Here is an 18409-nt window from a genome sequence, read left to right as displayed (position 1 = left end):
AAGTGGGTACACCCCGAACCGAACTTTAATTAGCAAGATTTTCAAAGATCTCTCGTGCTTACAGCGTATAGCTGCTTAGCACATTATTGAATTATTAACGAACTATTGTTTGTTGATAAGTATATAAAAATTATTAATGTGAACGGATAAGTATTAATAAGTTAGCTTATGGAGGTGTAAAAATAAGCATTCTCATTAATTATCTTTGGGATAAATTTTGGGCACCTATATGGATTACAGCAATGAAGTTTCATGGTAAGCATGTTGTAGTTCGTCCCATGAGTTCTTTAATAAGGGGTATTGAAAATCTATCTGTTGATGATTATTCTATTCTTCCTTCTACTACTACGATTTATTGTACCAAAGCACCTTTGATTATAGGAAAAAAATGTTTGTTTGGTCCTGGTTGTACATTTATCACAGGTGATCATCGAACTGATGTTATAGGAATGCATATTTATGATTGCAATGAAAAACGACAGGAAAATGATTTGCCAATCGTAATTGAAGATGGTGTGTGGTGTGGTGCAAATGTAACTATATTGAAAGGTGTAACGATTGGAAAAGATAGTATTGTTGCAGCAGGTGCTGTAGTGACAAAGTCTTTTCCTCCTTATAGTATTATAGGTGGTGTACCGGCAAAACTTTTGAAGAAACGTTTTACAGAAGAGCAAATACAAGAGCATGAACGATTAATGAGCGATTATGAAAAAAACTAAAGTGCTGTTTTGTTCACCATATTCGTATGGTGAAAATGTCATTTCTGGTGGAATTAGTATTTGGGGAAAGATTATTGTGGATTATTCTCAAATTGCAAATGACGAAACTCTGGAAATTATACCGATTTCGTTTGATCGTAAACGAAAGGTGATGGAAGTCAATGATTTTGGATTTAAACGCTTTTATTCTGGATTCAGAGAAATCTCTAAAAAATGTAAAGAAGTAAGAATAAAAATGGATTATCATAAACCTGATGTTATGCATTTATGCACGAGTGCTTCATTAGGCTTGTTGAAAGATTTTTTGTTGTTGCGGTTAGCTTCTCATAAAAATATCAAGAAAGTACTTCATTTGCATTTCGGGCGTGTTCCTGATTTGGTAAAAAAGAATAATTGGGAATGGAAACTTTTGTCGAAAGTTCTCAAAATGTCAGATAAGGTCATTGCTATGGATAAAAAAACATATCGTGTTTTATGCCAAAAAGGTTTTGATAATATAGTTTATGTGCCTAACCCATTGTCGCTTGATATTATTGATAAAGTTAAAGAATTTGAAGAAACAATTCATAGGGTTCCTAAACAGTTATTATTTGTTGGACATGCTCTGAAAACAAAAGGAGTTTATGAACTTGTAGAGGGATGTGTTGGTGTTGAAGGTATCAAACTTCGATTGGTTGGTAAAATTTCTTCAGAAATTAAAAATGACTTATTTTTATTAGCTCAAAAAAGAGACAATGCAGAATGGTTAACTTTTGTTGGGGAAATTTCGCATGATGATGTCTTGAAAGAGTTAATGACTGCAGATGCATTTGTGTTCCCTAGTTATACAGAAGGATTCCCTAATGTAATTTTAGAAGCGATGGCTTGTGGCTGTCCTATTGCAGCCTCAAATGTGGGAGCAATCCCAGAAATGCTCAATATAGAGGAAGATGCTTGTGGCATTTGTTATGAAGCTAAAAGCTTTTCAAAAGTAAGAGATGCTGTAAAAATATTAATGAATGATACTGAACAAAAAAACAGGTTTGCAGAAAAAGCGAAGAAACGTGTGAACGATATGTATGCAGTGCCTGTTGTTTGGCGTCAATTAGTTAAGGTTTGGAAAGCGAATTAATTCGTAGAGAATGTGTCTAATGTCTTATTTTGAAAAATATGTTATATAAAAATACAAATACTGTGGATTTGTCTTTGTATAACAATGCTTGGTATAATACAGGAGCATCAGTTATAAAAAGAACATTATGGTATTTTGCGAATTCTGCAATTTTGAATAATTCTTTTATTCCATTTTCTAGAATTAAAATCAAAGTCTTGCGCTTGTTTGGTGCCAAAATAGGAAAAGGCGTAGTAATCAAGCCATCTGTAAATATCAAGTATCCTTGGAATTTGAAGATAGGAGACTATGTATGGATTGGGGAGAATGTATGGATAGATAATCTTGTGGAGGTTTCTATCGGTGATAATGTATGTATCAGTCAAGGTGCTATGTTACTTTGTGGTAATCACAACTACAAGAAAACATCATTCGACTTGATGGTTGGAAAAATAATGATAGAGGAGGGAGCATGGGTTGGTGCTCAATCAGTGGTTTGTCCTAAAGTAACAATTCATTCTCATGCAGTGCTCGCAGTAGGCTCTGTTGCTAGTCATGATCTTGATGAATATGCAGTGTACCAAGGTAATCCTGCCATAAAGGTGAGAGATAGAAAGATTCTGTAGTCATATCAGATAATTATTCTTGATTAAATCACAACAAATATGAAAATCTCTATCATTACCGCTACGTATAATAGCGGGAAGACGGTGGGGGACACGCTGAAGAGTGTGCTCGCCCAAACCTATCACGACTATGAATTGCTGGTTGTGGATGGGTCTTCGCAAGATAATACCCTGGAGGTGGTAAAGAAGATGGAACCTCTGTTTGAGGGGAGAATGAGGTATATCAGCGAACCCGATAAGGGAATCTATGATGCCATGAACAAGGGCATCAGGATGGCTACGGGGGATGTAATCGGTATTCTTAACTCGGACGACTTCTATACTTCGGATGATGCATTGGCTTGTATCGCATGGACTCTGGAGAATGAAAAGGTGGATGCCGTGTATGGCGATATACACTATGTGGACGATGAGGACTTGAAGAAATGTGTAAGATACTATAGCTCCAAGCCTTTCAGAAGATGGATGATGAGACTGGGATTCATGCCTGCACATCCTTCGTTCTATTGCCGCAAGGAGGTGTATGAGAAGTTCGGTGCCTTTGATGCAGAAAACTATCGGGTGGCTGCCGACTTTGAAAATCTGCTGAGACTTATCTTCGTAAATAAAATTAAAACGCACTATATCAACAAAGACTTTGTTACCATGCGTACCGGTGGCGCTTCCAATTCTGGATTAGAGAGCCACAAGCGCATCATGCGTGACCACCTGAAAGCGCTCAAAAAGAACGGTGTGTATTCTAACATCTTCCTGCTGGGATTACGCTATCTATATAAAACAGGTGAAATATTAAAAAGTAAATGCTAAAAAATAATAGTATAGATATATGATTCAGCCAATTCATTTTTATTTGCTGGGTGCCTTTATCGTGGCGATGATCATCGCCAATATCGTGTTGCCTAACATTCTGCTCATCTCTCATAAGAAGAGATTGTTTGACATGCCGGACAAGAGAAAGGTGCATCATGCTCCGATACCAAGGCTGGGCGGACTGTCGTTCTTCCCCGTGATGCTGATTACCATGGGTGGTCTGGTGCTGATATATCATCTGATGGGGCTGAACAGCGGGTCGCTGCACGGGGAGGTGCCTTATGAGTTTTTGGCACTGCTGGTGGGTAGCATGATGCTGTTCCTGGTGGGACTCGCCGACGACCTGATTGGAGTGGGGTACAAGAAGAAGTTCATAGTGCAGATATTGGCGGCGAGCCTGCTCGTGGCTTCGGGTGTATGGATCAAGTCGCTCGACGGACTCTTCGGAATCTATCAGGTTTCACCATGGTTCGGCATGCCGTTTACCATGCTCATCGTGGTGTATGTTACCAATGCCATCAACTTGATTGACGGCATCGACGGTCTGGCTTCGGGGCTCTGTGCCATCTCGCTGGTGGCTCTGGCGGGGCTGCATATCTGGCTGGGACTGTACTCCTATGCCCTGCTGTGTATCTCGGCTCTGGGTGTGATCATGCCGTTCTGGTATTATAATGTGTTTGGAAACGAGATGAGGGGCAGGAAGCTCTTCATGGGCGATTCGGGATCGCTGTCGCTGGGATATATCATCAGTTTCCTGATGATTCACCTGAGTACGGTGGATGTGCATCCCCGTGCCGTGAGCGACTATAACATGGTGCTGGCGTTTACCACCATGCTGGTGCCGCTGCTCGACGTGGTGAGAGTGGTGGGCCACCGGCTGAGAAACAAGAAGAACCCGTTCTTGCCGGACAAGAACCATATCCACCACAAGCTGCTGAGATGCGGACTGAGGGTGAGACAGGTAATGATGATTATCTGCGTTCTCTCGCTGATGTTCATCCTGCTCAACTTCCTGATGATCGGCCACGTGAATATCACGTATATCCTGGGCATCGACATCGCTGTATGGATTGTGTTCCATCTTATCCTGGATGTCATCCTGCACACCAGGAGGGCGAAACTGGATATTTAATCCTCTATATAATAAATACAAGATATTCCCGGCTCGGAGATTCAAAAAGGAATCTCTGGGTCGGGATTTTTGCGTTTGTGGGGGTGTGGATGGGGCGTGGTAGCATGGGGAAAGTTATATGATTGGAGAATGTGTAAAAATATATAAAAAGATAAGCCAAGAAGGGCATTTCTGAGTTTTATTGCTTAACTTTGCAATTGAACATTCATTATTATAGATATGCCTAAGGTAAGAATTAAAAATATAGGCCCAATTGTTGATACGGGAGACATCGCTTTGTCTGCCGTAATGCTTATTGTGGGTAAACAGTCTTCGGGAAAAAGTACCTTTATGAAAATATTGTGCTTCTGTCGCTGGATAGAAAAGCGAATCATGCTTGATGGCGAGAATCTGCTGAAGAAATATACCCATTATGGCCGATTCCTGAAAGAGCTGAAGAAGTTTCATCGTTTCGATGATGCTTTCTTTGCTGCTGATTCTTATATCTTTTATGATGGTGATTGCCTTACCATCGAGATGGATGGCGTGAAGGCGAATGTGAAAATCAGAAAGAAAGCGAATTTCAAAACTGAGCGCTATAATGCAAAACTGAGTTTTATTCCTTCGGAACGCAATCTGGTTTCGGCTATTCAGAACATTGATAAGGTTTATCGCTCATCTGACTATGATTCGATTTTTAATTATCTTCTGGAATATCAGGAGGCGAAGAAGGAATATGATATCAAGCATCCGCTGAGAATTCCATTTGATGATAATATGAAATGTTATTATGATAAGGTTACGGATTCTGACAGAATCGTGCTTGAGCAGGTGGGTAGAACGATAGCGCCTGTTTATGCTTCAAGTGGTATACAGTCGGCGTTGCCTTTGGCTGTGCTTGTGGATTATGTTACCGGACAGGTGGGGAAGATTCCGAAGTCGAGCCTTACTGATTTAACGAGTTTGGTGGCAAAGATTGTGCTGGATGATGAGAATAAAGAAATCAGTGCGGATGATGTGATTAAGGGAACTAAGATGTATAGATATAAATTCGCCCAGCTGTATATTGAGGAGCTGGAAGAAAATCTGTTTCCGAAGTCGCAGTTTGCGATGGTGAAGGAGATTGTGAAGAATATCAAGAAGGCTTATGAGCGGTCGGGGGCAAATAGCTATGTGGTTATGACCACCCATAGTCCGTATGTGCTGACTTCTCTGAATGTGCTGATGAAGGTGGCACTGGCTAAGGAAAAGAAGCTTGATGAGAAAATAAAAGAAATGCTGGAATATGCAATCCCGATTTCATGGTATTCGGCATACTGCATGACAGATGAAGGAAAAATGGAGAATATCGTGGATGATGAATACCATTTTATCATGGGTGATTATCTTGATTCTCTTTCTGATGAAATATCTGAATTATCTTCTGAACTTGATGAGATGATATATGGGAATGAATAATTGTTTTTTGGCAGGTTATCTGGCTGAAAAGGAAGTTAGAAAATGTTCGAAAATCAGTCTGAAGGAGCGTTCGACAGTTTATTTGCTGAACTTCGTTCCTCCGATGGACTGTGTGGCTTATCAAGTAGATGGTAACATTATAAAAGGTGCTGACAAGGACAAGTGTGACAAGCTTGTTGTAGCAACAACCTGCACGGATGAAAAAGTATGTGTATTTGTTGAACTGAAAGGTTCTGATGTGGCTCATGCCGTAAAACAGCTTGATGCAACATTGTCCTATCCCTTGTTTGTTCAGAACAGAGCGAAATGGACGAAAGCTAGGATTGTTGCAAATAAAATTCCTGCAAACACAGGAAGGTCTGTGGTTGAAAGAGCGAAAGTTGATTTCCGTAGAAAGTATAATTGTGAATTAATCTGTTTAAAGTCTGGACAGCCTGACTTTTTGAGACAAGACAAACTGAAATAAATTTCATTAGACAGCGTTTGATTATGGCAAGAAAATTATATCCTATAGGAATTCAGACATTTGAACGGATCCGCAAGGAGGATATGTTCTATGTAGATAAGACGGAATACATCTATCATATGACGCATACCGATGGAACGTATTTCTTCCTGAGCCGACCACGCCGTTTCGGCAAGTCGCTGCTGGTTTCCACTTTCAAGAGTTATTTCGAGGGTAAGAAGGAACTCTTCGAGGGGCTTGCCATCGAGAAACTGGAGAAGGAGTGGACGGCTTATCCCGTGCTGCACTTCAGCCTGGCTGGAGGCAAACATATGGAGAAGGAACAGCTGGATAGATACCTCTTATATATATTAAAGGAAAATGAGGATAGGTTTGGAGTAGATTGTGATTCTCCAGATCCGAACGTTCGTTTGCTCAACTTGATAAAAACTGTTACAGCAAAGACTGGTAAGCAGGCGGTGGTGCTCATCGATGAATATGATGCACCGCTGCTGGATGTGGCTCACGAGAAGGAAAAACTCTATTTTTTGCGCAATACGATGCGCAATTTCTACAGTCCCTTGAAAGATTGTGAGCCAATGCTCCGTTTCGTCTTCCTGACGGGCATTACGATGTTCTCGCAGCTCAGTATCTTCAGCGAGCTGAACAATATCAAGAATGTGAGCATGGACGAGCCTTATGCCGGCATCTGCGGTATCACCAAGGAGGAAATGCTTACACAGATGAGAGATGATATCGACGCTCTTGCCGAGCATCAGGAACTTAGTAGGGAGGAAACCATCGAGGAACTGAAAAATCATTATGATGGCTATCATTTCTGCTGGCCATCGCCAGATGTCTTCAATCCTTACAGTCTGCTCAATTGCTTTGCCGATGGCAGAATGGATGATTACTGGTTTGGCTCGGGCACTCCTACCTATCTCATCAACATGATGAGAAAGTATGATTTTTTGCCTGCAGACCTTGGCGAGACCATAGAGGTGGGCAAGAAGGACTTTGATGCCCCCACAGAAACGATGACCACCATCGTACCTTTGCTTTATCAGAGCGGGTATGTCACCATCAAGGGATATGACAAGCCTACAAAATTGTACTTGTTGGCATTGCCTAACCAAGAGATAAGGGTGGGGCTATATGGAAGTCTCTTGCCTCATTATCTGACGGACAAGTCGGCGAAGGCTAACACGACCATCGCCAAGATGTCGGTCTTTGTAAAGAAAGGGGATATGGATGCAGCCTTTAGCCTGCTGAACGACTTTCTGGAGACTGTGCCTTACTGCGACAACACCAACTACGAGGGGCATTGGCAGCAGACGCTCTACATCATGTTTGCCCTGCTTACCAACTATAGCATCCTAGTGGAACCTCATACAGCGAAGGGCAGAATCGATATTATGATGGAGACGGATGATACCATCTACGTGATGGAACTGAAGTTCAACAAGAGTGCCGAGGAGGCCCTAGCCCAGATAGACGCAAAGCACTATGCCGACGCCTTCAAGATGAGTGGCAAGAAGGTGGTGAAGATTGCCTTGAACTTCTCGGTGAAGGACGAGGTGAACAGTCTGGAATGGGTTAGCCGATAACTAACTATTTCCCCGTATATTTCCTAATAGCCTTGATGAAGGTTTCACCATACTTCTTCACCTTGAATTCTCCGATGCCGCTGATGAGACCGAAGGCTTCAAGGGTGGTTGGCTTCATCCTGGTCAACTCATGCAGACTCTTGTCGGAAAGGACGATGTATGGCGGATAACCCTGCTCGTCAGCTAGATTCTTCCTGATCTTGCGCAGATATTCAAAGAGATTCTTGTCTTCTGCACCCGACATTTCTTCTTGGAAAACAACACGCTCGGCATGAACCACAGGGATGCTGTTGCCGCGTGCTGACCTATTGGCTTTTTGCGGACGAGTTGACCGCTCTTCATTCTCCATGATCGCCAGCGAAACCTGATGCTCGCCCTTGAGAACCTTCCATCCCAATGGCGTAACCTTCATCTGGTTATGCGCATTATACGCCACCTCGAAGAAACCCATCTGCAACATCTGCAGCAGATAAGCCTGCCAGTCGCGCACGCTCACGTCCTTGCCCACGCCAAACGTCTTCAGCTCATTATAATGATTCCTGACAACGGCAGGCGTCTGCATGCCCCTGAGAATCTCGATACACGTGCCCACGGCAATCTTCTCGCTGGCTCTCACCATGGCACTGAGCGCCTTCTGCGTGAGTACCGTACCGTCGAAAGTGCGCGGAGGATTGTTGCAAACATCGCAGTGACCGCAGTCCTTTGCCGATGTCTCTCCGAAGTAATTCAGGAGAATGCGGCGGCGGCACACACGTGATTCGGCATATTCCTCCATTCTTCGCAGCTTCTCCAGATTCACCGTCCGCTGTCCGCTCTCCTCGCAGAACGAGCGCAGGGTGATGATGTCGCCCATCGAATAGAAGAGAATGGTATCGGCAGGATCGCCGTCTCGTCCGGCACGTCCTATCTCCTGATAGAAACTCTCGATACTCTTCGGCATGTTGTAATGAATCACCCATCTCACATTGCCCTTGTCGATGCCCATTCCGAAGGCGATGGTGGCACATACCACATCAATCTGGTCCATCTTGAAGCGCTCCTGCACCGATGCACGCTGCACGCTGGAGAGTCCGGCATGATAGGCCTCGGCATTGATACCGTGCTCCTTCAGCGCCTCTGCCACCATCTCCGTGTTCTTGCGGGACAGGCAATAGATGATGCCCGCATCGCCCTGATGGCTCTGGATGAAGCGGTAGATGAACTTCAGCTTCTCCTTCTTCGTGCTCTCCTGACGGACGGAGAGACTGAGGTTAGGACGGTCGAAGCTGCTGACGAACGTCTGACCGTTGAGATGCAGCTGCTGGATGATGTCCTGGCGCGTAATCTTATCGGCTGTAGCCGTGAGCGCCATCACCGGGACGTTGGGGAACTTCTCGCGGAGCAGACCCAACTGGTTGTACTCCGGACGGAAATCATGCCCCCACTGGCTGATGCAATGCGCTTCGTCTACCGCAAAGAGCGATATCCTGATGTTGCTGAAGAGGAAAGGAATCTCGCTGATCAGCTTCTCGGGTGATACATACAGCAGCTTCAGATCGCCAGCCTCGCAGCGACGGCGGATGATGACTTCATCGGTAGCATCATTGCCGCTGTTCAGAGCCTCGGCAGGAATACCGTTCGCCTTGAGCGCCTCAACCTGATCGTGCATCAGACTGATGAGCGGAGAGATGACCACCGCCGTTCCCTCCATCGCCAATGCCGGCACCTGATAGCACAGACTCTTGCCGCCGCCCGTAGGCATCAGCACCAGACAGTCGTGCCCCTGCATCACCTCCTGGATGATGGCTTCCTGATTGGGACGGAACGAGTCGTAACCGAAGTATGTCTTTAATATCTCGTGGATTTGCATTTTCTTCTTATTTTCTATTTTTTTGTTAGATATTACTGCAAAGTTACTAAAAAATCGGGAGAATAGTCATTTTCTACACTTAAAAGTAAGAAAAGTAGCCAAAAAAGTTTGAAATATAAAATAATTGTCGTACTTTTGCGGTAGAATCAAACAATGATAACATGGCAAAATGTAATGTGAACACGAATGAGCGATTCGCCGACATCCAGATGCTCCGCTATGAGCTGAAGGGATTTGAGGACTTATCGCTCAACCAGAAACTGTATATTTTCTGCTTGGCTAAGGCTACCCTGATGGGACGAGATATCACGTTCGACCAGCAGGGAAAGTACAACCTTCGCATCAGAAAAACACTGGAAACCGTTTATCTGCACTATGAAGGCGACAGAGAATGCGAGGAATTCAAGGCATTCGAAGTCTACCTGAAGCGCATCTGGTTTGCCAGTGGCATTCATCACCATTATGGTTGTGAAAAATTCAAGCCGGGATTCTCAGAGGAATATTTCTATCATCTGCTGGAAAACATAGGGGAAGAACTCCTGCCCATCAAGAGGGGAGAAACCAAGGAAGACCTCATGAGACAGCTGGAAGCCATCCTCTTCGACCCCGTGGTGATGCCTAAGCGCGTGAACCAGACGGATGGGGAAGACCTGGTGCAGACATCTGCCTGCAACTTCTATGAGGATGTGACGCAGGAGGAGGTAGAGAGATTCTATGCCAAGATGAAGAACACGGACAATCCGAACCCTCCTTCATACGGACTCAACTCCAAACTGACCAAGCGCAACAATGAAGTAGTGGAACTGACATGGAAGGAAGATGGACTCTATGGTGAGACCATCCGCGAAATCGTGTCCTGGCTGCTCAAGGCGCAGAAGTATGCCGAGAACGAAGGACAGAAGCATGTCATCGACCTGCTGGTGAAGTTCTACCGCACCGGTAGCCTGGAGGATTTCGACCGATACAGCATCGCATGGGTAGAACAGCATGAAGGCCTGGTGGATTTCATCAATGGATTCATCGAAGTATACGGTGACCCTCTCGGTATGAAAGGTACATGGGAAGGTATCGTGGAATATAAGGACCTGGAGGCTACCAAGCGCACCCAGACCATCAGCCAGAACGCACAGTGGTTTGAGGACCATTCGCCTGTAGATCCCCGTTTCCGCAAGCCGGAAGTGAAGGGAGTTACAGCCAACGTCATCTGTGCTGCCATGCTGGGCGGAGAGGAATATCCGGCTTCTGCCATCGGTATCAACCTGCCTAACTCCAACTGGATCCGTCAGGAACATGGCTCCAAGAGCGTTACCATCGGCAACCTGACTGATGCCTACAACAAGGCTGCACAGGGCAACGGATTCAGAGATGAATTCGTCATCGACAAGGAAACCGTGGCGCTGATGAACCAGTATGCCGACATCACCGATGACCTGCATACCGACCTGCACGAATGCTTGGGACATGGTAGCGGACAATTGCTTCCTACCACAGACCCGGATGCTCTGAAGGCTTATGGCAACACCATAGAAGAAGCACGTGCCGACCTCTTCGGACTCTATTATGTAGCCGATCATAAGCTGGTAGAACTCGGTCTGACGCCTAATGACGAGGCGTATAAGGCTCAGTATTACAGCTATCTGATGAACGGACTGCTCACCCAGACCATCCGCATCAAGGAGGGTGACAAGATAGAGGAAGCCCACATGCGCAACCGTGCCCTCATCGCCTGGTGGACGCTAGAACATGCAGAGGGAGCCGTGGAACTCGTTCAGGAAGAAGTGAGCTATGCTTCTGCCGAGGATGCGCTGAAGGATGCAGAGGGCAATATCATCACCACCCGTACCTATATGAAGGTGAATGATTATGAGAAGCTCCGTCATCTCTTCGGTGAACTGCTTGCCGAGATTCAGCGCATCAAGAGCGAGGGCGATTATGAGGCTGCACGACAGCTGGTAGAGAAGTATGCCGTGAACATCGACCCAGCCTTGCATCGTGAGATTCTGGCAAGATACAAGAAGCTGAATCTCGCCCCATACAAGGGCTTCATCAATCCTAAGATGACGCTGGTATTTGACAAAGAAGGCAATCCTATCGATGTAAATCTCGATTACGAGGAGAGCTATACCGACCAGATGCTTCGCTATTCTGAGGAGTATGGAACACTATAACAAGAAATTATGACAGACAATAAGAACGAGGAATTTCCGGTAGTAGATGAAATGGGCAATATCCTGGGTGCCATCACCCGGGGACATGCCCATGACGGAAGCAAGATATTGCATCCGGTGGTTCATCTGCATGTATTCAACAGCAAGGGAGAACTGTATCTTCAGCATCGTCCGGCATGGAAGGATATCCAGCCGGATAAATGGGATACAGCCTGCGGTGGGCACGTAGATTTAGGCGAGAGCGTGAATCAGGCGCTTCATCGTGAAGTAAGGGAAGAGCTGGGTATCACCGATTTCGAACCGGAGTCTTTGGGACATTATGTCTTTGAAAGTCAGAGGGAAAAGGAACTGGTATACGTTCACCGCTGCGTATACGACGGTGAGGTGAAGCCTAGCCAGGAAGAATTGGCTGGTGGCAGATTCTGGAGTAAGGAGGAAATCAAGGAAAACATCGGAAAAGGTGTCTTTACTCCTAATTTCGAAAACGAATACCAGAAGTTTTTCGACCGCTAAGAAAATGTCCCATAGATTTATACAGAGCATCCGCTAGGCGTCCCGCCGGATTTGTAATCCGGCGTTAAAAAATGTCCTAACCTATTTTAGCTCTGCGGATTTGCAATCCGCAGCAAGCAAGAATGCAGTTGATAGATAGGGGGATTACAAATCCCTCGGTTTTAATAGGTCGAACCATTTTTGACGCCGGATTACAAATCCGGCGAGACGCCTATATGGCGTGATTACGTATGGAATTTTGATGGAATAGACAATAAAAATACGTCCCGACGTAGCATTTACTGCATCGGGACGTATTTTTTTGTATGTCGTGACGTAGTCGTTGCTACGTCGGGATGTAATTTCAGCCGTGTCGTGGGCTGTCTTGAATCACCTTTGGGGGATATTCTTATATCTCAAAGAATCTTATTCTCGGATATTCCTATATCTCGAAGATTCCCTTGAGTGCCCCTCTAGCAATCTTCTCGAAATCTTCTCCGAAATCGCAGAATCGCATGACGGCATTGGCAGCAGCATGCTTGATGCCCATATTGTCACCCTGCAAAGCCACGGCAGCCTGATCGAGGAACTCATTGATGCCACGCTCGTTAGGCTCCTGACCATTTGCAAAGAGACGGGCAAGGAGCTGGAAACCGGCAATCTCATAGAATGGCTTGTCGCTTGCTATCCATTGATAGGCAATCACAGGCGCATAGTCTACATGCTGCAGCAGGTTGAAGGCAAGCATCTCAGCCATCTCCTGGCTTTGTACCTGTTCCATCCAGATATCCGTGATCTCGGCAAGCATCCTGTCGGCAGGCATGATGAGCGTAGCCAGAATCTTGCACTCTCGGATGTCTTCCTTCCAGAGCTCGATGGCTAGGTCATAGTCTTTGCCGTATTCCTGCGCCATCTTCTTGAGCTCATAGAATGGCACGCCCCAATTCAGTTTATATCCCAAGCCCTTGTCGCGCATCGACTGCGAACCCGGACCATTCATCAGCAAGCGAAAGCTTCGCTTGATAGTCATCAGTTTCTGATGTGTTTCTTCGTTCATCATTTTTTAAAGTTTCATTGTTTTGCAGAACATTCCCTCGAACTGTTCCTCTATGTTTGCTGGCTTATGCTTGAAGATGCCGAAGATGGCACTTCCACTGCCACTCATTGCTGCGTATACGGCACCGAGATTGTAAAGGCTCTCCTTGATTTCGGCAAGCTCAGGATGCATCGCAAAGATAGGAGCCTCGAAATCATTGATAAGCTCTTCCTTCCAGGTCTCGATAGGCTGACGTACGATGTCACGACAGCACTTGGCTGGTTGCTTAGGAGTGATGGCTGCATAGGCATCCTTGGTGCTCACGGCAATGTCATCACGCTTCACTACCACGATGTAATAGCCCCTCATGTTGTCATTCGGAACACTCGATGGCATCACTACATCGCCAATTCCCTCAGCGTAGCAGGCAGTATCGCCATCCTCAGGGTCGGCAGAGATGAAGAAGGCACAGTCGGCACCCAGCTTGGCTGCATATCGCTCCATCTCGGAATTGCCGATGTTGAGACGGAACCGCTCATCCAGCAGACGAATCATGTAGGCAGCATCAGAAGAACCGCCACCCATACCAGCCTGAGACGGAATACGCTTCACGAGATGGGCATGGATGCGGGGAATCTTGAAGTCGGCAGCAATCATATTGTATGCCTTCACCACGAGATTCTTCTGCTCATCGCAATCTACTGCATTACCTGTTATCTTGAGATCGCATGGCACATCGCTCGGAAACTCTTCGCCCATGAGCTTGATTTCCAGCGCATCTGTTAACGGAATAGGGTAGAACACGGTTTCCAGGTTGTGATAACCGTCTGCCCGCTTGCTAACTATATTTAAGCCAAGGTTAATCTTGGCGCAAGGAAATGTAATCATAATCTAAATTGTTTAAGAGTCGATAAATCTCTTGCAAAGATATAAAAAATATCTCAATACTGCTCTCTTTCCCATAGATTATTTTCTTACATACATTAAAAATAATAAAAAACGGTAGTATTTTGCAATATCTTTTGTATCTTTGCAGAACATATACGGTTTTTTAGCAACCGTATGTCGTCAGCGCCGGTCTTTCAACGACCTGTATATCGCAATAGTAAGTAAGAATATAAAAAATAACAGATATGAAAAAAGGAGATAAAGTAAGATTCCTGAGTGAAGTGGGTGGCGGTAAGGTTGCCGGCTTCCAGGGTAAGAATATCGTCCTGGTAGAGGACGAGGATGGATTTGAAATCCCTATGCCTATCAACGAGGTAGTGGTAGTAGAGCAGGACGACTATGCCATGGGTAAGATGATTTCGGCTAAGATGGATGCCAAGCAGAAGGCGGAAGAACATGCCAACACGGAACTGCATCAGGACAGCCGAAGCATCAAGGCTATTCTCAATGAGCATGATACCGACATCGAGGAGGAAGAGTATGATCCGGCTGACAGGGAAGTAACCTTTGTCAAGCACATCCAGGAGCGTACGGGCGGCAACAAGCTGAGTGCCTATCTCGCCTTCGTGCCTATCGATATCAAGGAGGTTACCAATACCCGTTTCGAGACCTATATGGTGAACGACAGCAACTATTATCTGCACTATACTTATCTCGTAGCAGAGGGCAATGCCTGGACCTTGAAGGCTGAGGGTGAAATCGAACCTAACACCAAGCTCTTCATCGAGGAGTTCGGCCGTGAGGCGCTGAACGAAATGGAGCATATCGCCATCCAGATGATTGCCTACAAGAAGGAGAAACCTTTCCTCCTGAAGCCGGCTACCGACGTACAGTTCCGTCTGGACCCAGTGAAGTTCTACAAGCTTCATCTCTTCGAGGAGAATGATTTCTTCGAGACTCCAGCCTATCTCTTCACCATCGTAGAGAATGACGAGGTGGCTCGTCCGCTCGTTATCGACTCCAAACGATTGAAGGAGCAGATGTACAAGGACGAGAAGGTGATTGCCAATACCGGCAAGAAGAAGAGCAAGAAGGATGATGGCACACTCGTAGTAGACCTTCATGCGGACGAGGTACTTGAAACAACTGCTGGAATGAATTCGGCCGATATCCTTCATTATCAGATGGATGTGTTCACGAAGACGATGAATGAATACAAGAACAAGAAGGGACAGAAGATTGTCTTCATCCATGGAAAGGGCGAAGGCGTACTGCGCCAGGCTCTCATCCATGAGCTGAACTATCGCTATAAGAGCTGCAGCTACCAGGATGCTTCCTTCCAGGAATACGGCTATGGTGCCACACAGGTAACGATTAAGTAAACATTGAACATTGAACTTGGAACTTTGAACTTTATGATATGCTTAGCAAGTTATATCACTCAAAGTAATCATACAGTTCCAAGTTCCAAGTTCAAAGTTCAAAGTTCCAAGTTCAAATCTCAAAGTTCAAAGTAATATGAAGTACGGATTTATCAAGGTGGCGAGTGCTATTCCATCTGTCAAGGTGGGTGATGTGGTATTCAATGCTCAACAGATAGAAGATCTGATAGCCCAGGCTGAAGGCAAGGGTGTAGAGATCATTACTTTCCCGGAACTGTCCATTACGGGCTATTCCTGTCAGGACCTTTTCCGCCAGCAGATGCTGCTGGAAACATCGGAGCAGGCGGTGATGATGCTGCTTGATTTCACACGCAAGCTAGATATCATCTCCATCGTCGGTGCACCGGTTGTGGCTGGTGACCTGCTGCTCAACTGCGGTATCGTCATCCAGCACGGACAGATCTTGGGTGTCGTGCCTAAGACCTATCTGCCTAACTACAGCGAGTTCTACGAGAAGCGCTGGTTTGCCTCTGCTCAAGACCTGAGAGACAGCGAAATCCGCTATGCCGGACACAAGGTGAAACTGACTCCGGATGTGCAGATATTCCAGACCTACGACGGCGTGCAGTTTGGCGTGGAGATCTGTGAGGATGTATGGGCTCCTGCTCCTCCAAGCAACAAGTTGGCATTGGCTGGAGCTGACCTTATCTTCAATCTCTCTGCCAGCGATGAACTCATCGGTAAGCACAATTATCTGAAGAGTCTTCTGAGTCAGCAGAGCGCCCGCACGATGACCGGATACGTGTATAGTTCCTGCGGTTTCGGGGAAAGTACACAGGATGTTGTATATGGTGGAAATGCCCTGATTTATGAGAATGGAGTTTTACTTTCACAAAGTGAACGTTTCTCACTTGATCCTCAGATGGTTATCTCGCAGGTAGATGTAGAGAAACTCCGCTCGGAACGTCGTACAAATTCAACCTATGTGAATGCCCAGCGCAACATCAAATATTCTGTTCTCGGAGGACAGTTCAATATCCGCAACATCGATGCAGATCCTACCGAGAATGAGCGTGAATTCGTGCTGGAGCGTGAGGTGAATCCGCATCCTTTTATTCCTACCAGCAACGACATGAATACCTCCTGCGAGGAGATATTCAATATCCAGCTGATGGGACTTGCCAAGCGCATCGTCCATACCCATGCCAAGACCGTAGTGGTGGGTATCAGCGGCGGACTGGATTCTACGCTGGCACTGCTCGTCTGTGTGAAGGCATTTGATAAGCTGAAGATGAACCGCAAGGGTATCGTGGGCGTCACCATGCCTGGTTTCGGAACCACGGACAGAACCTACAACAATGCCATCTCACTGATGCAGAGCCTCGGTATCACCATCAAGGAAATCAGCATCGCCAAGGCGGTAACCCAGCACTTCGAGGACATCGGTCATGATGCCAGCGTGCATGATGTAACCTATGAAAATTCGCAGGCACGTGAACGTACCCAGATCCTGATGGACCTGGCAAATAAGATGGGAGGAATGGTTATCGGTACCGGCGACCTCTCTGAGCTGGCTTTGGGATGGGCTACCTATAATGGCGACCACATGAGCATGTATGGCGTGAATGCCAGCATCCCAAAGACCCTGATCCGTTATCTCGTAAACCATGTTGCCGAGAGTGGGGTAGACGAGCAGAGCCGCATCACCCTTCGCGACATCATCGATACACCAATCAGTCCTGAGCTGATTCCGGCAGATGAGAACGGTAATATCAAGCAGAAGACCGAAGACCTGGTGGGACCATACGAGTTGCACGATTTCTTCCTCTACTACTTCCTTCGCTTCGGTTTCCGTCCAGCCAAGATCTACATGCTGGCAAAGAAGGCATTTATCGATACCGAGCTGGAGCGCGTGAAAATCAGCGACAACGATCCTGATTCCTATGATGAGGAGACCATCAAGAAGTGGCTGAAGACCTTCGTGCGCCGTTTCTTCAACCAGCAGTTCAAGCGCAGCTGTCTGCCAGACGGTCCGAAGGTGGGAAGCGTGAGCCTCAGTCCTCGTGGCGATTGGCGCATGCCTAGCGATGCCGCATCCTCCATCTGGCTGCAGGAGGCGGAAAATCTGTAGGGTTCGTGTAAAAACTGTTAAATAAAGAGCAGGATCATCCCACTTTGCCGGATATTTTCTTTTATTTGCAAAGTCAAACTGAATATTGATTTAAAAATCAGAGTTATGACGCAAAGAGAAGATAAACAACGGGCAAGAACAAGTAGGGAGGAACTAGGAAAGTTCTTCTATAACTTAGCAGCTATGTGCTTTGGTACGACTGTACTTGGAAGTGGTATGGCTTTGGTTACGGATACTGGTAATCCTGAAAGACTTTTAGGTATGTTTGCCGGAGGTATTATAGGAACGATAGCGTTAGCTTACGCTGCGTTTAGAATAATCAAAATAAAATAATAATTATGAAACAGCTGGATTTTACAACAGGTATGACCTTGGTTTTTGGCATTATTGCATTAATTGCAGTTGCTATAAATATTTGGCTTTCTACCAAATGGGGTAAGAAATGGCTCCATAGTCTGGACTGATTTACAACTCTCGACAGTTTTGGATTATAGCGTTTGGGCTGATGGCTTTTCCTGCCAGCCTTAACAGAATATTGATTCCCGATTTGAGCATCAGGTAGTATTTTGGTGCTCAAATCGGGATTTTTAATAGAAA

17 protein-coding genes are annotated in these 18409 nt (G+C 45.7%); 14 read left to right on the top strand and 3 right to left on the bottom strand.

Annotation, left to right across the window (positions count from 1 at the left end; translation table 11 throughout):
- The first annotated feature begins 242 nt into the window (after window positions 1-242).
- From ACTQ53_RS13945 to ACTQ53_RS13910, 8 genes are all read left to right on the top strand, one after another.
- Window positions 243-719: an acyltransferase gene (locus ACTQ53_RS13945; RefSeq protein WP_441933604.1), complete on the top strand. Its 477-nt coding sequence runs from the start codon at window positions 243-245 to the stop codon at window positions 717-719.
- Window positions 706-1830, top strand: coding sequence for a glycosyltransferase family 4 protein (locus tag ACTQ53_RS13940; RefSeq protein WP_441933602.1), 1125 nt, complete (start codon window positions 706-708; stop codon window positions 1828-1830). The genes ACTQ53_RS13945 and ACTQ53_RS13940 overlap by 14 nt, the downstream gene beginning before the upstream one ends.
- Before the next feature lie 38 nt (window positions 1831-1868).
- Window positions 1869-2435, top strand: a complete 567-nt coding sequence (locus ACTQ53_RS13935) for a WcaF family extracellular polysaccharide biosynthesis acetyltransferase (protein ID WP_441933600.1) — start codon at window positions 1869-1871, stop codon at window positions 2433-2435.
- 39 nt (window positions 2436-2474) lie between these two features.
- Window positions 2475-3242: a glycosyltransferase family 2 protein gene (locus ACTQ53_RS13930; protein ID WP_441933598.1), complete on the top strand. Its 768-nt coding sequence runs from the start codon at window positions 2475-2477 to the stop codon at window positions 3240-3242.
- A 19-nt stretch (window positions 3243-3261) separates the two neighbouring features.
- Window positions 3262-4377 (top strand): MraY family glycosyltransferase, encoded by a 1116-nt coding sequence (locus ACTQ53_RS13925; protein ID WP_441933596.1) that lies wholly within the window; start codon window positions 3262-3264, stop codon window positions 4375-4377.
- A gap of 330 nt (window positions 4378-4707) precedes the next feature.
- Window positions 4708-5814 carry an ATP-binding protein gene (locus ACTQ53_RS13920; RefSeq protein WP_441933594.1) on the top strand — a complete coding sequence of 369 codons (1107 nt, stop codon included), beginning with the start codon at window positions 4708-4710 and terminating at the stop codon, window positions 5812-5814.
- Window positions 5801-6280 (top strand): hypothetical protein, encoded by a 480-nt coding sequence (locus ACTQ53_RS13915; protein ID WP_441933592.1) that lies wholly within the window; start codon window positions 5801-5803, stop codon window positions 6278-6280. Before ACTQ53_RS13920 ends, ACTQ53_RS13915 begins: the two co-directional genes overlap by 14 nt.
- Window positions 6281-6303: 23 nt before the next feature.
- Entirely contained in the window at window positions 6304-7866 is a 1563-nt protein-coding gene (locus ACTQ53_RS13910) for an ATP-binding protein (RefSeq protein ID WP_441933590.1), read from the top strand.
- Between the two features lie 4 nt (window positions 7867-7870).
- Here ACTQ53_RS13910 and recQ read toward each other — a convergent pair whose 3' ends face one another.
- The gene (recQ, locus tag ACTQ53_RS13905) at window positions 7871-9715 is read right to left on the bottom strand and encodes a DNA helicase RecQ (protein ID WP_294972164.1); all 1845 of its coding nucleotides are present in this window, start codon (window positions 9713-9715) and stop codon (window positions 7871-7873) included.
- A 161-nt stretch (window positions 9716-9876) separates the two neighbouring features.
- Here recQ and ACTQ53_RS13900 point away from each other — a divergent pair, with 161 nt between their 5' ends.
- Together ACTQ53_RS13900 and ACTQ53_RS13895 are read left to right on the top strand one after the other, a co-directional pair.
- A complete protein-coding gene (locus tag ACTQ53_RS13900) occupies window positions 9877-11883 on the top strand; it encodes a dipeptidyl-peptidase 3 family protein (RefSeq protein ID WP_441933588.1) in 2007 nt (668 codons plus the stop codon).
- 9 nt (window positions 11884-11892) lie between these two features.
- The gene (locus ACTQ53_RS13895) at window positions 11893-12396 is read left to right on the top strand and encodes an NUDIX hydrolase (RefSeq protein ID WP_441933586.1); all 504 of its coding nucleotides are present in this window, start codon (window positions 11893-11895) and stop codon (window positions 12394-12396) included.
- Between the two features lie 421 nt (window positions 12397-12817).
- Here ACTQ53_RS13895 and ACTQ53_RS13890 read toward each other — a convergent pair whose 3' ends face one another.
- Together ACTQ53_RS13890 and ispE are read right to left on the bottom strand one after the other, a co-directional pair.
- Window positions 12818-13432 (bottom strand): DNA alkylation repair protein, encoded by a 615-nt coding sequence (locus ACTQ53_RS13890; RefSeq protein ID WP_264950269.1) that lies wholly within the window; start codon window positions 13430-13432, stop codon window positions 12818-12820.
- A gap of 6 nt (window positions 13433-13438) precedes the next feature.
- Window positions 13439-14299, bottom strand: a complete 861-nt coding sequence (gene ispE / locus ACTQ53_RS13885) for a 4-(cytidine 5'-diphospho)-2-C-methyl-D-erythritol kinase (protein ID WP_441933584.1) — start codon at window positions 14297-14299, stop codon at window positions 13439-13441.
- A 245-nt stretch (window positions 14300-14544) separates the two neighbouring features.
- On the opposite strand from ispE, the gene ACTQ53_RS13880 reads away from it, so the two are divergent.
- From ACTQ53_RS13880 to ACTQ53_RS13865, 4 genes are all read left to right on the top strand, one after another.
- Window positions 14545-15681 (top strand): DUF2027 domain-containing protein, encoded by a 1137-nt coding sequence (locus ACTQ53_RS13880; protein ID WP_217760978.1) that lies wholly within the window; start codon window positions 14545-14547, stop codon window positions 15679-15681.
- A gap of 136 nt (window positions 15682-15817) precedes the next feature.
- Window positions 15818-17812, top strand: a complete 1995-nt coding sequence (locus tag ACTQ53_RS13875; protein WP_441933582.1) for an NAD(+) synthase — start codon at window positions 15818-15820, stop codon at window positions 17810-17812.
- A gap of 105 nt (window positions 17813-17917) precedes the next feature.
- Window positions 17918-18145: a hypothetical protein gene (locus ACTQ53_RS13870; RefSeq protein WP_295025001.1), complete on the top strand. Its 228-nt coding sequence runs from the start codon at window positions 17918-17920 to the stop codon at window positions 18143-18145.
- 5 nt (window positions 18146-18150) lie between these two features.
- Window positions 18151-18276: a hypothetical protein gene (locus tag ACTQ53_RS13865; RefSeq protein WP_294971954.1), complete on the top strand. Its 126-nt coding sequence runs from the start codon at window positions 18151-18153 to the stop codon at window positions 18274-18276.
- Window positions 18277-18409 lie beyond the last annotated feature (133 nt).

Origin of the sequence: Prevotella sp. Sow4_E9_plate (assembly GCF_052116205.1) — a bacterium.
Classification (GTDB): domain Bacteria; phylum Bacteroidota; class Bacteroidia; order Bacteroidales; family Bacteroidaceae; genus Prevotella.
Note: the sequence above shows the minus strand (reverse complement) of the source record. Positions and strands in the feature narration are given on the sequence as shown.

Excerpts from the sequence above, each read along its gene's own strand:
- ACTQ53_RS13945 (WP_441933604.1), top strand. The coding sequence starts at position 243 with ATGAAGTTTCATGGTAAGCATGTTGTAGTTCGTCCCATGAGTTCTTTA.
- ACTQ53_RS13940 (WP_441933602.1), top strand. The coding sequence starts at position 706 with ATGAAAAAAACTAAAGTGCTGTTTTGTTCACCATATTCGTATGGTGAA.
- ACTQ53_RS13935 (WP_441933600.1), top strand. The coding sequence starts at position 1,869 with ATGTTATATAAAAATACAAATACTGTGGATTTGTCTTTGTATAACAAT.
- ACTQ53_RS13930 (WP_441933598.1), top strand. The coding sequence starts at position 2,475 with ATGAAAATCTCTATCATTACCGCTACGTATAATAGCGGGAAGACGGTG.
- ACTQ53_RS13925 (WP_441933596.1), top strand. The coding sequence starts at position 3,262 with ATGATTCAGCCAATTCATTTTTATTTGCTGGGTGCCTTTATCGTGGCG.
- ACTQ53_RS13920 (WP_441933594.1), top strand. The coding sequence starts at position 4,708 with ATGAAAATATTGTGCTTCTGTCGCTGGATAGAAAAGCGAATCATGCTT.
- ACTQ53_RS13915 (WP_441933592.1), top strand. The coding sequence starts at position 5,801 with ATGGGAATGAATAATTGTTTTTTGGCAGGTTATCTGGCTGAAAAGGAA.
- ACTQ53_RS13910 (WP_441933590.1), top strand. The coding sequence starts at position 6,304 with ATGGCAAGAAAATTATATCCTATAGGAATTCAGACATTTGAACGGATC.
- recQ (WP_294972164.1), bottom strand. The coding sequence starts at position 9,715 with ATGCAAATCCACGAGATATTAAAGACATACTTCGGTTACGACTCGTTC.
- ACTQ53_RS13900 (WP_441933588.1), top strand. The coding sequence starts at position 9,877 with ATGGCAAAATGTAATGTGAACACGAATGAGCGATTCGCCGACATCCAG.
- ACTQ53_RS13895 (WP_441933586.1), top strand. The coding sequence starts at position 11,893 with ATGACAGACAATAAGAACGAGGAATTTCCGGTAGTAGATGAAATGGGC.
- ACTQ53_RS13890 (WP_264950269.1), bottom strand. The coding sequence starts at position 13,432 with ATGAACGAAGAAACACATCAGAAACTGATGACTATCAAGCGAAGCTTT.
- ispE (WP_441933584.1), bottom strand. The coding sequence starts at position 14,299 with ATGATTACATTTCCTTGCGCCAAGATTAACCTTGGCTTAAATATAGTT.
- ACTQ53_RS13880 (WP_217760978.1), top strand. The coding sequence starts at position 14,545 with ATGAAAAAAGGAGATAAAGTAAGATTCCTGAGTGAAGTGGGTGGCGGT.
- ACTQ53_RS13875 (WP_441933582.1), top strand. The coding sequence starts at position 15,818 with ATGAAGTACGGATTTATCAAGGTGGCGAGTGCTATTCCATCTGTCAAG.
- ACTQ53_RS13870 (WP_295025001.1), top strand. The coding sequence starts at position 17,918 with ATGACGCAAAGAGAAGATAAACAACGGGCAAGAACAAGTAGGGAGGAA.
- ACTQ53_RS13865 (WP_294971954.1), top strand. The coding sequence starts at position 18,151 with ATGAAACAGCTGGATTTTACAACAGGTATGACCTTGGTTTTTGGCATT.